Raw genomic sequence first — 13,658 nt, 5'->3', positions numbered from 1 at the left:
GTCGTGAAGAAGTCCGCCCGTACCGCCGCCGCCGTGACGGTGCTCGCCGCCGCCCTGACCGCCTGCGGAGGCGGTGCGGCCAAGCCGCCCGGCAGCTCCGCCGACCAGCTGTCGGCCGATCCGCTGACCGCCGTCCGCAGCGCGGCCGACATCACCGGCCGCACCGGCTCCGCCCAGGCGGTCACCGAGCTGACCACCGAGTCCGGCGACAAGAAGGCGGTGTTCAACGGCACCGGCGGCTACGACTACGTGAAGCGGGTCGGCCGGCTGGAGATCACCGTCCCGCCGGGCGCGGCGACCACCGGGAAGATCGTCGAGGTGGTCCTGCCCGGCACGGTCTACCTGCAGAACAGCGGCGCCAAGATCCCCGAGGGCAAGTGGGTCAAGCTGGACATCCGCCAGCTCCCGGACGGCAACCTGGTCAGCAGCGGCGCGACCGACCCGGCCAGCGCGGCCGGGGCGCTGCGCGGCGCGCAGAAGGCGGAGCTGGTCGGCACCGAGTCGGTCGGCGGGGTGGAGCTGAAGCACTACAAGGGCGTGCTCGACCTGGCCAAGGCGGCCGAGGCGACCGGCGGGCGGGGCGGGGACGGGCTGCGGATGGCCGCCCAGACCTTCACGCTGAAGGAGATCCCGTACGAGGTCTGGCTGGACCCGCAGGGGCGGCTGCACAAGGTGGTGCAGACCTTCGGCTTCGCCGGGGTGGCGGGCTCGAAGCTGCCCAAGGACCAGGTGCGGGTGGTCTCGACGCTCTCGCTGTCCGGGTTCGGCCAGCCGGTGCAGGCGGTGGAACCCGCGCCGGCCGAGATCTACTCGATGCGGCCCGAGCCGTCCGGGACGTCCGCCTCACCGAAGTAACCGCCCGGATGGTGGGCAGAGATGGCCCGTCCGTGCCATGGGTCCGCGCGCCCCGGCTGCCTACGCTGGAGTCGGGGCGGCAGCGCCACCGGTCGGACGGGTCCATGGGGGTGGAACGGGTGATGGCGTCCTCGGGGCCCCGTGGCGGCGGGCCGGACCAGACCGCCCTGGACGAGATCGAGCTGACCGGCGAGCTGATGATCGCCGCCACCGGCAGCGAGTGCGAGCGGCTGCCCCCGGAACGGATCGACGAGGTGCTGCTGGCCGGTGCCGAGGCGTCCGACCGGGCCTCCCACCAGGCCACCGACCGGGCCTCCGACCAGGACGGGCTGCCCGGCTGACGGCCGGTCAGGCCACGGCCCGTCAGGTCCGCAGCAGCCGGGAGATCGCGGCGGTGGCCTCGGCCACCTTGGCGTCCAGCTCGGCCCCGCCCTCCTCGGCGGCGGCGGCCACGCAGTGCCGCAGGTGCTCCTCCAGCAGCGAGAGCGCGAAGGCCTGGAGCGCCTTGGTGCCGGCCGAGACCTGGGTCAGGATGTCGATGCAGTAGACGTCCTCGTCGACCATCCGCTGCAGGCCGCGGACCTGCCCCTCGATCCGGCGCAGCCGCTTGAGGTGCTCGGCCTTCTGCGGGCCGTACCCGTGCGGGCCGTGCCCCTCCCCCTGCTGGTGCTCGACACCCTGTGTCCCGACGCTGGTCATCCGGCCCGCCTAAGTCTCGGTGCTCGCCTGTCCCGTAGGGCTCCAGTGTCCAACAAGGCGGGCCCCCGGTGTGTTCCCCCGTCCGGGCGGCGCGACGGATCTCCGGCCGCAGCACGGGGGCAATCGGGCCGCTGTTCCGTCAGACTGATGGCGCACGTCCGTACACAGCTGTGCGGACCCGATCGCACCGTCCCGCGCCGAAGTGCGGAACCGGACCCTCCGGTTCCTCGAACATCACCCCGTTTGCGCACTTCTGACGCCTTGCGCCTAGCATCGTTCAGTCCCTACCCCGCACATCGGAGATTTCCGTGCGTTTTAGCCTGACCCCGAAGGAGACGAGCTTCTACGACATGTTCGCCGCAGCCGCGGAGAACCTGGTCGTGGGATCGAAGCTCCTGCTGGAACTGCTGGGTTCAGACGTGTCGGCCCGCGCGGAGATCGTCGAGCGCATGCGCGCCGCCGAGCACGCCGGGGACGACACCACCCATGCGGTGTTCCACCAGCTCAACTCCTCCTTCATCACGCCCTTCGACCGCGAGGACATCTACAGCCTCGCCTCGTCGCTGGACGACATCATGGACTTCATGGAGGAGGCGGTCGACCTGGTCGTCCTCTACGACATCCAGACCCTGCCCAAGGGCGTCGAGCAGCAGATCGAGGTGCTGGCCCGGGCGGCCGAGCTGACCGCCGAGGCGATGCCGAAGCTGCGCACCATGGACAAGCTCACCGAGTACTGGATCGAGATCAACCGGCTGGAGAACCAGGCCGACCAGATCCACCGGAAGCTGCTCGCGCACCTGTTCAGCGGCCAGTACGAGGCGATCGAGGTGCTGAAGCTCAAGCAGGTCGTGGACGTCCTCGAAGAGGCCGCCGACGCGTTCGAGCACGTGGCCAACACGGTGGAGACCATCGCCGTCAAGGAGTCCTGACCAGCGTGGATACGGCAGCACTGATCGCCGTCCTCGGCGTGGCGTTCTTCTTCACGTACACCAACGGCTTCCACGACTCGGCGAACGCCATCGCCACCTCCGTCTCCACCCGGGCCCTCACCCCGCGCGCCGCGCTGGCGATGGCAGCGGTGATGAACCTGGCCGGCGCCTTCCTCGGCACCGGGGTCGCCAAGACCGTCTCCGAGGGGCTGATCGAGACCCCGACGGGCCGTCAGGGCATGGGCATCCTGTTCGCCGCCCTGGTCGGCGCGATCGCCTGGAACCTGGTCACCTGGTACTTCGGCCTCCCCTCGTCCTCCTCGCACGCGCTGTTCGGCGGCATGGTGGGCGCGGCGCTGGCCGGCGGCACCAAGGTGATCTGGTCCGGTGTGCTGGACAAGATCGTCATCCCGATGTTCCTCTCCCCGGTGGTCGGCCTGGTGGCCGGCTTCCTGGTGATGCTGGCGATCCTGTGGATCTTCAAGAAGGCCAATCCGCACCGGGCCAAGCGCAACTTCCGGGTCGCGCAGACCGCTTCGGCCGCCGCGATGGCGCTGGCGCACGGTCTGCAGGACGCCCAGAAGACCATGGGCATCGTGGTGATGGCGCTGACCATCTCGGGGCACCAGACCGGCAGCGACATCCCGGTCTGGGTGAAGATCTCCTGCGCCACCGCGCTCTCGCTCGGCACCTACGCGGGTGGCTGGCGGATCATGCGGACCCTCGGCCGGAAGATCATCGAGCTGGACCCGCCGCAGGGCTTCGCGGCCGAGACCACCGCCGCGACGATCATGTACATCACGTCGTTCGTCTTCAAGGCGCCGATCTCCACCACGCACGTGATCACTTCGGCGATCATGGGTGTGGGCGCCACCAAGCGGATCCGCGCGGTCCGTTGGGGCGTGGCCAAGAACATCGTGCTCGGCTGGTTCATCACCATGCCGGCCGCCGCCGCGGTCGCCGCACTGATGTACTGGGCCGTGCACCTGCTCTTCGCCTGATCCCGCTCGACCCGCAGCACGGCAAGGGCCCGCCCCCCACATCACGGGGGGCGGGCCCTTTCTGACTCCGCGACGGCACCGCCATGCAGCGCCGCGAAGCAGTCTGTGGTTATCCGAAGCGGCCCGAGATGTAGTCCTCGGTGGCCTGGACGGACGGGTTGGAGAAGATCCGCTGGGTGTCGTCGAGCTCGACCAGCTTGCCCGGCTGGCCCACCCCGGCGAGGTTGAAGAAGGCGGTGCGGTCGGAGACCCGGGCCGCCTGCTGCATGTTGTGGGTCACGATCACGATGGTGAACTGCGACTTCAGCTCACCGATCAGGTCCTCGATGGCGAGGGTGGAGATCGGGTCCAGGGCCGAGCAGGGCTCGTCCATCAGCAGCACCTGGGGCTCGACCGCGATCGCGCGGGCGATGCAGAGCCGCTGCTGCTGACCGCCCGAGAGGCCGGCGCCGGGCTTGTTCAGCCGGTCCTTGACCTCGTTCCAGAGGTTGGCGCCCTGGAGCGACCGCTCCACCACGCCGTCCAGCACCGACTTCTTCTTCACGCCGGCCAGCTTCAGCCCGGCCGCCACGTTGTCGTAGATCGACATGGTGGGGAACGGGTTCGGGCGCTGGAACACCATGCCGACGGTCCGGCGGACGGCGACCGGGTCGACCGCCGAGCCGTACAGGTTCTCGTCGTCGAGCAGCACCTTGCCCTCGACCCGGGCCCCGGGGATCACCTCGTGCATCCGGTTGAGGGTGCGCAGGAAGGTGGACTTGCCACAGCCGGAGGGGCCGATGAAGGCCGTCACCGAGCGGGGCTCGACGGTCATCGAGATGTCCTCGATGGCCTTGGTGGTGCCGTAGTAGGCGGACAGTCCGCTGACGTCGATGCGCTTGGCCATGATCGTTCTTCTCTCGTGTCTTCTCGTACGTCAGTCGGAGGCTCAGTGACCGGACTTGGGCGAGCGCCAGCGTGCGATGGCGCGGGCGACCAGGTTGAGCGCCATCACGAAGGCGATCAGCACCAGCGCGGCGCCCCAGGCCCGGGCGTACCCGAACTCGTTGTTGCTCTGGTACTGCTGCCAGATGTAGAGCGGCAACGACTGCTGCGGGCCCTCGAACGGATTCCCGTTGATGATGTCGGATCCGAAGACCAGCATCATCACGGGCGCGGTCTCACCGGTGATGCGGGCGACCGCCAGCATCACACCCGTGGTGATGCCGCCGATCGCGGTCGGCAGGACCACCCGCAGGATGGTCTTCCACTTCGGCACGCCCAGGGCGTACGAGGCCTCACGCAGTTCGTTCGGGACGAGCTTGAGCATCTCCTCGGTGGAGCGGACCACCACCGGCATCATCAGGATCGCCAGCGCGAGGCTGCCCGCGAAGCCCGAGTACTGGAAGCCGAAGAGCAGGATCCAGAGCGAGAGGATGAACAGACCGGCGACGATCGACGGGATGCCCGTCATGACGTCGACGAAGAAGGTGACCGCCTTGGCGAGCCGGCCACGGCCGTACTCGACCAGGTAGACGGCGGTCAGCAGGCCGATCGGAGCGGCCATCAGGGTGGCCAGCGCGACCTGCTCCAGGGTGCCGATCAGCGCGTGGTAGACGCCGCCGCCCGCCTCGGTGCTGATCACGCCCTTCATGGAGTGGTTCAGGAACCAGCCGTTGACCACACCGGCACCCTGCTGGAGGGTGTAGAAGGTCAGCGCGGCCAGCGGGATGACGGCCAGCACGAAGGCCAGCCAGACCACCGAGGTGGCGAGCCGGTCCTTGGCCTGCCGGCGGCCCTCGACCTTGGCGGAGAGCCCGTAGGTGATGCCGACGAAGAGCAGGCCGGCGATCAGGCCCCACTGGATCCTGCTCTGCAGGTCGCCCAGCACCCCGATCAGGACACCGAGCACGATCGCGACGGCGGCGATCCCGGCCGGGGCCCACTTCGGCAGCCGATTGGTCGTCAGACCCCGGCGCAGCTGAGGCGCGACGGCCACGGAGTCGGTAACGGCGCTCATCAGTTGGCCCCCGAGTATTCCTTGCGGCGCGCGATGATCATCCGCGCGGCACCGTTCACCAGTAGGGTGATCACGAACAGGACCAGGCCCGAGGCCATCAGCGCGTTCCGGCCGTTCTCGCCGGCCTCGCCGAAGCGGAGCGCGATGTTCTGCGCGAAGGTGCCGCCGCCCGGGTCGAGCAGGTGCAGCGAGAGCACCGGGCTGGAGGAGAGCACGGTGGCGACCGCGATGGTCTCACCGAGCGCCCGGCCCAGGCCGAGCATCGAGGCGGAGATCACGCCCGGGCGGCCGAACGGCAGCACCGCGGTGCGGATCATCTCCCAGCGGGTCGCCCCCAGGGCGAGCGCCGCCTCCTCGTGCATCCGCGGCGCCTGCTTGAAGACCTCGCGGGAGACGGCGGTGATGATCGGCAGGATCATGATCGCCAGCACGATCCCGACCGTGAACAGGGAGCGCGGGGAGGCGCCGTTCTTGGTCGAGTCGAAGATGTACGTCCAGCCGAGGTACTGGTCCAGCCAGCTGGTCAGACCGCTCATGTGCGGCACCAGGAAGAGCGCGCCCCACAGGCCGTAGACGATGCTGGGCACGGCCGCCAGCAGGTCCACCAGGTAGGCGAACGGCTGGGCGATCCGGCGCGGGGCGTAGTGCGAGATGAACAGTGCCACCCCGATCGCCACCGGCACCGCGATCGCCATCGCGATCACCGAGCTGGCGATGGTGCCGAAGACCAGCACCGCGATGCCGAAGGTCGGCTTCGGTGCGTCCGGCAGCCACTCGAAGGTGGTGAAGAAGTTGCCCTCGTTGTGGCCGAAGGCCAGGAACGAACGGTACGTCAGGAACCCTGCGATGGCGGCCATGATGACCAGCAGCAGGATGCCCGAACCGCGGGAGAGGTTGAAGAAGATGCTGTCGCCGCGCCGGCTGTCCCGGCTCCGGCGGGCCCCGCCGCGAGCGGCGGCAGGGGGTGATGAAGTCATGGTGTGTACTCCGGTCTGGTGGTGCTGCCCCGCGGAGGGCGGCACCATGGCGGCGGTGCCCCGGACTTGTGGTGATCTGTGAGCCGGCCGGGCAGCCCCGCCCCCCTCTTAGAGGGCTGCCCGGCCGGTGGTTCAGTTGGATCAGGCGAGCGCGGTGACCGCGGTCTTCACCTTGTCGCTCAGCTCCTTCGGGAGCGGAACGTAACCCTTGGTGGAGATGGCCTGCTGGCCGGCGTCGCTGATCGCGTAGTTCAGGAAGGACTTCAGGGTGTCGAGCGTCTCGGCCTTGTTGCCCTTGTCGCAGACGACCTCGTACGTGACCAGGACGAGCGGGTAGGCGCCCTCGTCCTTGGTGCCGTAGTCCAGGCTCAGCGCCAGGTCGCTGCCGGTGCCCGCGATCTTCGCCTTGGCGAAGGTGGTGGCGGCGTTGGCGGCGGTGGCCTCGACCGGCTTGCTGGCGCCGGTCGCGATGGCGGCCGACTTCAGGTTGTTGGTCTGGGCGTAGGCGAGCTCGGCGTAGCCGATCGAGTTCTTGCCCGACTTCACCTGGGCCGAGACACCGGCGTTCTGGGCCGCCGACTGGCCGCCCTTGCCCGCCCAGGTCTTGCTGGCCTTGTACGGCCAGGCGCCGCCCGAGGTCTTCTCCAGGTACTTGGTCAGGTTGTCCGTGGTGCCGGAGTCGTCCGAGCGGTGGACCGCCTGGATGTCGGCGTCCGGGAGCTTGGCGGTCGGGTTCAGCTTGACGATCGCCGGGTCGTTCCACTTGACGATCTTCGAGTCGAAGATGCCCGCCAGGGTCGGACCGTCCAGGACCAGGTTGTCGACGCCGTCCACGTTGTAGACGATCGCGATCAGGCCGGCCACCATCGGCAGGTTGATGCCCTGGCCGGTCTTGCAGACGTCCTTGGACGCGGTGACCTCCGCCTCCTTGAGAGCCGAGTCGGTGCCCGCGAAGGCGACCTTGCCCTGGTTGAACTGCTGCACGCCGGCGCCCGAACCGCCACCGGAGTAGGTGATGGTCGAACCGGAGCAGGCGTTGCCGTAGGCGACCTTCCAGACGTCGACCGCACTCTGCTGGGCGGTGGAACCGGCACCGAGCAGCTGACCGGCCTTGCCGCAGTCGATCTTGGCGGCGGCCGAGGCACCGGTCGAGGCGGCGGCCTTCGGGTCGGTGTTGTCGTCGGAGCCGCAGGCCGCGAGCGACAGCGAGCCAACGAGCGCCATGGCACCGATCGCGAGGGCCTTGGAGCGGCCGTTCCGCTGGAGCTTCACAGGGGTTCCCTTTCTGTGGCACCACCCGTTCTCTGCCGGGTCCCGGGACGGGACGGCGGTACGGGTTCTGCTGTGGTCCGGGGCCCGTTCGGCCCTCCGGTGATACCGAAGTTAGGCCGGGTAGGTGACGCGTCAGCCCGTCGCAAATGAACGGAGAGTGAACCTGTGGCGGATGGCGGGAAACACCGATCGGTAGTAACGGTTGCGTCACAGGCAGAGCGCGAGCAGGTCTCTCAGAACGCCCCGTCGGCGAGCGCCCGCAGCAGCGCGTCCACCAGCTCCCGGTCCCGCTCGTGGGTCAGCCGGGCCTTCGCCTTCCGCGGCGACAGCCACTTCAGCCGGTCCACCTCGCGGTTGGGCGCGAACGCACCACCGGTCGGCACCGCCGCCCAGTACCTGACCTCCTTGGCCCGCCCCTGCGCCAGGTAGTGCTGGGTGGGCAGCTCCACCCCCAGCACGCAGTGCAGCCCGGTCTCCTCCCGGACCTCCCGCAGCGCGGCCGCCCGCCAGCCCTCACCCGGGTCCAGCTTTCCCTTCGGCAGCGACCAGTCGTCGTACTTCGGCCGGTGGATCAGCGCGATCCGCGGCTTCTTCCGACCCGGCCCGCGCTTCTTCGGCGGCCCCGGCACCCAGAGCACCGCCCCGGCCGCCAGGATCGTCTGCCCGTGCCGGGCCGACCGGCGTCGCGGCCCCCGGACCGGTGCGGTCAGCAGCTTGCCCATTCGTGCCACCCGTGATGCTGGAGAGTCGGCCACTGGTGTCCGAAGGCGTACCTCGACGCCTCCACCTCCAGTCGCTGATCAGCATGCACCACCCCGAGCACGTACGCCGTCGCCGGGGTGATCCGCGGCGTCCGCGCCGCCGTCGACACCGTCACCGCCGCGTCCGCCGCCTCCTGGTGACGGTCCAGCACCCGGTCGATCCCGTCCAGCTCCGCCAGCCCCGCCCCGCACACCTCCAACGCGTACCGGGCCCGCTTCACCAGGATCCGCACCCGGTGCCACGGCGCGTCGTCCGCCGCCAGCGCCGCGTCCGCCGCCACCTCGGCCGCCTGCTGCACCGCCCCCACCGGGTCCACCGGGGAGGACTGGGCCGGCACCGCCCCCAGCCGGTGCAGACCCTCACCCCCGTACGGCGCCCGGGCCGGCGGCAGCGCCGCCACCCCGGCCGACAGCAGCCCGAGCGCGTCCGCCACCTGCACCCGCAGCTCACCGCCGCCGCCCGCGACCAGCGGAACCTCCCCCGCCAGCAGCGTCATCCGGTCCGCCAGCGCGTGCAGCCGGGCCGACCGCAGCTCCTGCAGCAGGGCGGTGTGCGCCCTGGTCCGCGCCAGCGTCAGCTGGCGCTCCATCAGCGCCCGCGCCTTCGGCGCCCCCGCGTGCCCGGCCAGCATCCCCGGCCGGCGCGGATCGGTCTCGCTCAACGAGTCCAGCGCCGCCAGCAGCCGGGCCGACCGCCGGACGTACCCCGGCTCCTGCGCCAGCAGCTCCAGCAGCCAGCGCAGCTCGGTCCTGGTCTGCTCCGCCCACTCCGGCTCGAACGCCGCCGAGTAGGTGTGCAGCGCCCCGCCGATCCGCCGCACGCAGCGCAGCAGCTCACCCGTCCCGGTGGCGGCGGCCTGCGGGCCCCCGCCGCTCGGCAGCGACCCGGTCCGCGACCCGGCCTCCCCCACCGCCAGCGGCAGCGCCCGCAGGAACGCCCCGGCCCGGGCGTGCAGGTACCCCGCCAGCACCTCCCCCGGCGGGGCCGGATGGTCGGTGCGCTCCGTCGTCGTCGGCAGATCGGTCATGCTGGTTCCTCGTCCCCCCGAGGGCTGTCCCCGCTGTGGTGGCGGATGCCCCGGGGATGGTGACTGTCTCTCAGCTGCTGCTAAGGCAGCTTGCGTCGGCGCTGTCGCGAGTCGATCAGCAGGTCCTGCACGTGCCGCAGCCGCCGGCCGTCGGCGTCCTGCGAGTGCCTGGTCCACCGGCCGTCCGACCCCAGGTGCCAGGACTCCGTCTCGTCCGACATCCCCAGGTCGATCAGCCCCGACAGCTCCGCCCGGGCCGCCGGGTCGGTGACCCGCACCAGCGCCTCGATCCGGCGGTCCAGGTTGCGGTGCATCATGTCCGCACTGCCGAACCAGACCTCCGGCTCGCCGCCGTTCCCGAACACGAAGATCCGGGAGTGCTCCAGGAACCGGCCCAGGATGCTGCGCACCCGGATGTTCTCGCTCAGCCCCGCCACCCCGGGCCGGACCGCGCAGATCCCGCGCACCCAGACGTCCACCGGCACACCGGCCTGCGAGGCCCGGTACAGCGCGTCGATCACGGCCTCGTCCACGATCGAGTTGACCTTGATCTTCACGAACGCCGGCCGCCCCGCCCGGTGGTGCGCGATCTCCTGCTGGATCCGCGCCACCAGCCCGTCCCGCAGCCCGCGCGGAGCGGTCAGCAGCCGGCGGTAGGACTCCCGCCGGCTGTACCCGGACAGCCGGTTGAACAGGTCCGACAGGTCCGCACCGACCTGCGGGTCCGCCGTCAGCAGCCCCAGGTCCTCGTACAGCCTGGCCGTCTTCGGGTGGTAGTTGCCCGTCCCGACGTGGGCGTACCGCCGCAGCGTGTCGCCCTCCTGCCGGACCACCAGCGAGAGCTTGCAGTGCGTCTTCAGCCCGACCAGGCCGTAGACCACGTGGCAGCCCGCCTCCTCCAGCTTGCGGGCCCACTTGATGTTGGCCTGCTCGTCGAAGCGCGCCTTGATCTCCACCAGCACCAGCACCTGCTTGCCGGACTCGGCCGCGTCGGTCAGCGCGTCCACGATCGGCGAGTCGCCCGAGGTGCGGTACAGCGTCTGCTTGATCGCCAGCACGTCCGGGTCGTTGGCCGCCTGCTCCAGGAACGCCAGCACCGAGGTCGAGAAGCTGTCGTACGGGTGGTGCAGCAGCACGTCCCGCTCGCGCATGGCCGCGAAGATGTCCGGCTGCGAGGCCGACTCCACCTCGATCAGGCCCCGGGCCGTGCCCGCCACGAACTTCGGGTAGCGCAGCTCCGGCCGGTCCAGGTCGGCGATCCCGAACAGACCGGTCAGATCCAGCGGCCCCGGCAGCGGGAACACCTCGGCGTCGGTGATGTTCAGCTCCCGCACCAGCAGGTCGAGGATGTAGGGGTCGATCGACTCCTCCACCTCCAACCGCACCGGCGGGCCGAACCGACGCCGCATCAGCTCCTTCTCCAGCGCCTTGAGGATGTTCTCGGTGTCGTCCTCCTCGACCTCGAGATCCTCGTTCCTGGTCACCCGGAACGCGTGGTGCGCCAGCACCTCCATCCCCGGGAAGAGCTCCTCCAGGTGCGCCCCCATCACGTCCTCCAGCGGGACGTACCGCTGCGGGCCCGCCTCCAGGAAGCGCGACAGCGACTGCGGGACCTTCACCCGGGCGAAGTGCTTGTGGCCGGAGACCGGATTGCGCACCACCACGGCCAGGTTCAGGCTCAGCCCCGATATGTACGGGAACGGGTGCGCCGGGTCGACCGCCAGCGGGGTCAGCACCGGGAAGATCTTCTGCCGGAACAGCGTGTGCAGCCGGGCCTGCTCCTTCTCCGCCAGCTCCGCCCAGCGGACCAGCTCGATCCCCTCCGCCGCCAGGTCCGCCAGCACCTCCTGCTGGAAGGTGGCCGCGTGACGGGCCATCAGCTCCCGCGACCTGGTCCAGATCTGGTCCAGCACCTCACGCGGCTGCAGACCGGAGGCCGAGCGCTGCGCCACCCCGGTGGCGATCCGGCGCTTCAGCCCGGCCACCCGGACCATGAAGAACTCGTCCAGGTTGCTGGCGAAGATGGCCAGGAACTTGGCCCGCTCCAGCAGCGGGATCTGCGGGTCCTCGGCCAGCTCCAGCACCCGCTCGTTGAACGCCAGCCAGCTGCGCTCGCGGTCCAGGAAGCGGCCCTGCGGCAGCTCGTCCAGCTCCTGGCCGTCGGCCTGGAGCTCGGCGTCGGCCAGCGCCAGCGACGGCGGCAGCGCGGAGGGCACGACGGTGGGCAGAACGGTGGTGGTCTTGGGGCTCGGGGCCTTCGGGACGGACGCGGGACGGGGGACGCTCATGGGTTCCAGCTCCTCCAGCAGGACGGTCTCCGGGTGCCCGGCGGCGGGCGCCAGCGCCCAACCGCCGGGGGCGGTCGGAGACCGGTCGGCCGAAGGGTGTCCGGCCGACCGGGGGCGTGGCACTGCTGACGTCATCCTGTGATCTTTGCGGCGGCAACTTAATCCACGGTAAACACCGCATGGCCAGGAGGAAAGCTGAGTCCGTCACCCCGTGTCCGGGTCAGCTCACCCTGTCACCACCTGCGGCGATGCGGTACATCAGGTCCACCTCGTGGATGGTGAATCCCAGTCGTTCATATACCCGCACCGCGGCCGGATTGTCGGCGTCCACATAGAGCAGTACGGCCGGCACCTTCCGGTCCTCCGCCAGGTGCCTGAGCCCGGCCGCCGTCAGCGCCCGGCCGAGACCGCTGCCCTGCTCCGCCGGGTCCACCGCCACCACGTACACCTCGCCCAGACCGTCCGGGTGCACCTTGGTCCAGTGCGACCCGACCAGCTGCTCCCCCCGGAACGCGAGGAACAGCCCGGCCGGGTCGAACCACGGCTCGGCCAGCCGGTCGGCCAGGTCCTGCTCGGTCCAGCTGCCCTGCTCGGGGTGGTGGGCGAACGCCAGCGCGTTCAGCCGCAGCCACGCCGCCCCGTCCGCCGTGCCGGGGCGGAAGCTCCGCAGCACCACGCCCTCGGGCAGCTCCGGCTCGGCCGGCACCGGCTCGCTCGGCCGCCGCATCTGCCGCAGCTCCCGGACCAGCACCGCCCCGTACTCCGCCGCCAACCGGGCCGCACCCGGGTGGCCGCCGTGCGCCCAGAAGTCGACAGTGTCCTCGTCCACCTCGGCCAGCGTGGCGTCCAGCAGCTGCCGGCCCAGACCGAGCCGCCGGTGGTCCGGATGGACCGTCAGCTCCACCGTGGTCCGGCTGTCCGCCGTCTCCAACTGCGCGTACCCCGTCGGCACCCCCTCCTGACGCTGCACCAGATGGGTCACCCCCGGCCGCACGCTGTCCTCCCGCAGCCGCAGCCGTCCCGCCTCCGACACCGCCTCCCGGCCGTCCACCGCACTCGCCGCCGCCAGCACCGCCCCGGCGGCCGCGAGATCGTCGCGGCTGAGGCTGTCGGTGCTCCGGATGCCGTCCTGACTCGGGTTCCTCGTCTCCATGCCGCCGACCTTACGCGGCAGCAGGAGCCGAAACCGGGTGGTCCCGCGGGTCCGTCCGATGATTGGCTGTCGGCTCTGCTTGTCCCGGTACGGAGGGAGTCCTGACATGACGGCGGAGCGGGTACGACGACAGCGGGTGGCCGCGTACGGCGTGTGCGTGCAGGACGGACAGGTGCTGCTCGCCCGCTGGGTCGGCGGCGACGGCACCCACGCGTGGACCGTCCCCGGCGGCGGGCTGGACCACGGGGAGGACCCGTACGACGCGGTGATCCGGGAGGTCCGGGAGGAGACCGGCTACGAAGTCGTCCCGGAGCTGCTGCTCGGCGTCGACTCCCGGCAGCTGATCGACCCGCCGTTCGCCCGGAACAAGGTCCCGACCGACTTCCACAGCCTGCGGATCGTCTACGCCGCCCGGGTGACGGGCGGCAGCCTCCAGCACGAGACCAACGGCTCGACCGACCTGGCGGCCTGGATCCCCCTGAGTGAGGTGGCCGGCCTGGAACGGGTGTCGCTGGTCGACATCGCACTGGAGCTGTACCGGTCCCGGCCGGCGCACGGCCGGGTGTCGGCCTGAGTTCCGCCCCGTTCGTTCTGTTCCGGTCCGGAAATGCAGAAAGCCCCGCCGGTTACCCGGCGGGGCTTTCTGACCAAAGATTGTTCGGCGGCGTCCTACTCTCCCACAGGGTCCCCCCTGCA

General features: G+C 70.7%; 14 protein-coding genes. 5 read left to right on the top strand and 9 right to left on the bottom strand.

Annotation, left to right across the window (positions count from 1 at the left end):
* Positions 1-3 precede the first annotated feature (3 nt).
* Both ABT118_RS20355 and ABT118_RS20350 read left to right on the top strand, forming a co-directional pair.
* Positions 4-855, top strand: coding sequence for an SCO4651 family lipoprotein (locus tag ABT118_RS20355; protein ID WP_350670426.1), 852 nt, complete (start codon positions 4-6; stop codon positions 853-855).
* Between the two features lie 104 nt (positions 856-959).
* On the top strand, positions 960-1,196 hold the full coding sequence (locus ABT118_RS20350; protein WP_350670424.1) for a hypothetical protein: 237 nt from the start codon (positions 960-962) through the stop codon (positions 1,194-1,196).
* Positions 1,197-1,218: 22 nt separating this feature from the next.
* On the opposite strand, the gene ABT118_RS20345 is transcribed toward ABT118_RS20350, so the two are convergent.
* Entirely contained in the window at positions 1,219-1,554 is a 336-nt protein-coding gene (locus tag ABT118_RS20345) for a metal-sensitive transcriptional regulator (protein ID WP_350670421.1), read from the bottom strand.
* A gap of 308 nt (positions 1,555-1,862) precedes the next feature.
* On the opposite strand from ABT118_RS20345, the gene ABT118_RS20340 reads away from it, so the two are divergent.
* Positions 1,863-2,483 (top strand): DUF47 domain-containing protein, encoded by a 621-nt coding sequence (locus ABT118_RS20340; RefSeq protein WP_184915803.1) that lies wholly within the window; start codon positions 1,863-1,865, stop codon positions 2,481-2,483.
* A gap of 5 nt (positions 2,484-2,488) precedes the next feature.
* On the top strand, positions 2,489-3,484 hold the full coding sequence (locus ABT118_RS20335; RefSeq protein ID WP_350670419.1) for an inorganic phosphate transporter: 996 nt from the start codon (positions 2,489-2,491) through the stop codon (positions 3,482-3,484).
* Between the two features lie 109 nt (positions 3,485-3,593).
* Here ABT118_RS20335 and pstB read toward each other — a convergent pair whose 3' ends face one another.
* From pstB to mshD, 8 genes are all read right to left on the bottom strand, one after another.
* Positions 3,594-4,370 (bottom strand): phosphate ABC transporter ATP-binding protein PstB, encoded by a 777-nt coding sequence (gene pstB, locus ABT118_RS20330; protein WP_350670418.1) that lies wholly within the window; start codon positions 4,368-4,370, stop codon positions 3,594-3,596.
* 42 nt (positions 4,371-4,412) lie between these two features.
* A complete protein-coding gene (gene pstA, locus ABT118_RS20325) occupies positions 4,413-5,483 on the bottom strand; it encodes a phosphate ABC transporter permease PstA (RefSeq protein ID WP_350670416.1) in 1,071 nt (356 codons plus the stop codon).
* Positions 5,483-6,460, bottom strand: coding sequence for a phosphate ABC transporter permease subunit PstC (pstC, locus tag ABT118_RS20320; RefSeq protein ID WP_350670412.1), 978 nt, complete (start codon positions 6,458-6,460; stop codon positions 5,483-5,485). Before pstC ends, pstA begins: the two co-directional genes overlap by 1 nt.
* Before the next feature lie 141 nt (positions 6,461-6,601).
* Positions 6,602-7,732, bottom strand: coding sequence for a phosphate ABC transporter substrate-binding protein PstS (pstS, locus tag ABT118_RS20315; RefSeq protein WP_350670409.1), 1,131 nt, complete (start codon positions 7,730-7,732; stop codon positions 6,602-6,604).
* Between the two features lie 233 nt (positions 7,733-7,965).
* Positions 7,966-8,454, bottom strand: coding sequence for an NUDIX hydrolase (locus ABT118_RS20310; RefSeq protein ID WP_350670407.1), 489 nt, complete (start codon positions 8,452-8,454; stop codon positions 7,966-7,968).
* Complete coding sequence (locus ABT118_RS20305; RefSeq protein WP_350670404.1) at positions 8,439-9,521, bottom strand: CHAD domain-containing protein; 1,083 nt, start codon at positions 9,519-9,521, stop codon at positions 8,439-8,441. The genes ABT118_RS20310 and ABT118_RS20305 overlap by 16 nt, the downstream gene beginning before the upstream one ends.
* An 80-nt stretch (positions 9,522-9,601) precedes the next feature.
* Positions 9,602-11,809 (bottom strand): RNA degradosome polyphosphate kinase, encoded by a 2,208-nt coding sequence (locus ABT118_RS20300; protein ID WP_350670402.1) that lies wholly within the window; start codon positions 11,807-11,809, stop codon positions 9,602-9,604.
* Positions 11,810-12,029: 220 nt separating this feature from the next.
* Entirely contained in the window at positions 12,030-12,962 is a 933-nt protein-coding gene (gene mshD / locus ABT118_RS20295; protein ID WP_350670399.1) for a mycothiol synthase, read from the bottom strand.
* A 106-nt stretch (positions 12,963-13,068) separates the two neighbouring features.
* On the opposite strand from mshD, the gene ABT118_RS20290 reads away from it, so the two are divergent.
* The gene (locus ABT118_RS20290; protein ID WP_350670394.1) at positions 13,069-13,536 is read left to right on the top strand and encodes an NUDIX domain-containing protein; all 468 of its coding nucleotides are present in this window, start codon (positions 13,069-13,071) and stop codon (positions 13,534-13,536) included.
* Positions 13,537-13,658: the final 122 nt, after the last annotated feature.

This window comes from Kitasatospora sp. NPDC002040 (assembly GCF_040296785.1).
Lineage (GTDB): Bacteria > Actinomycetota > Actinomycetes > Streptomycetales > Streptomycetaceae > Kitasatospora.
The sequence above is the reverse complement of the archived record's forward strand: the minus strand, read 5'-3'. Positions and strand labels throughout refer to the sequence as shown.

What these genes read in the sequence shown, in the direction of transcription:
- mshD (WP_350670399.1), bottom strand. Translation starts at nt 12,962, where the DNA reads ATGGAGACGAGGAACCCGAGTCAGGACGGCATCCGGAGCACCGACAGC.
- pstB (WP_350670418.1), bottom strand. Translation starts at nt 4,370, where the DNA reads ATGGCCAAGCGCATCGACGTCAGCGGACTGTCCGCCTACTACGGCACC.
- ABT118_RS20300 (WP_350670402.1), bottom strand. Translation starts at nt 11,809, where the DNA reads ATGAGCGTCCCCCGTCCCGCGTCCGTCCCGAAGGCCCCGAGCCCCAAG.
- ABT118_RS20310 (WP_350670407.1), bottom strand. Translation starts at nt 8,454, where the DNA reads ATGGGCAAGCTGCTGACCGCACCGGTCCGGGGGCCGCGACGCCGGTCG.
- ABT118_RS20305 (WP_350670404.1), bottom strand. Translation starts at nt 9,521, where the DNA reads ATGACCGATCTGCCGACGACGACGGAGCGCACCGACCATCCGGCCCCG.
- ABT118_RS20290 (WP_350670394.1), top strand. Translation starts at nt 13,069, where the DNA reads ATGACGGCGGAGCGGGTACGACGACAGCGGGTGGCCGCGTACGGCGTG.
- pstA (WP_350670416.1), bottom strand. Translation starts at nt 5,483, where the DNA reads ATGAGCGCCGTTACCGACTCCGTGGCCGTCGCGCCTCAGCTGCGCCGG.
- pstC (WP_350670412.1), bottom strand. Translation starts at nt 6,460, where the DNA reads ATGACTTCATCACCCCCTGCCGCCGCTCGCGGCGGGGCCCGCCGGAGC.
- ABT118_RS20350 (WP_350670424.1), top strand. Translation starts at nt 960, where the DNA reads ATGGGGGTGGAACGGGTGATGGCGTCCTCGGGGCCCCGTGGCGGCGGG.
- ABT118_RS20345 (WP_350670421.1), bottom strand. Translation starts at nt 1,554, where the DNA reads ATGACCAGCGTCGGGACACAGGGTGTCGAGCACCAGCAGGGGGAGGGG.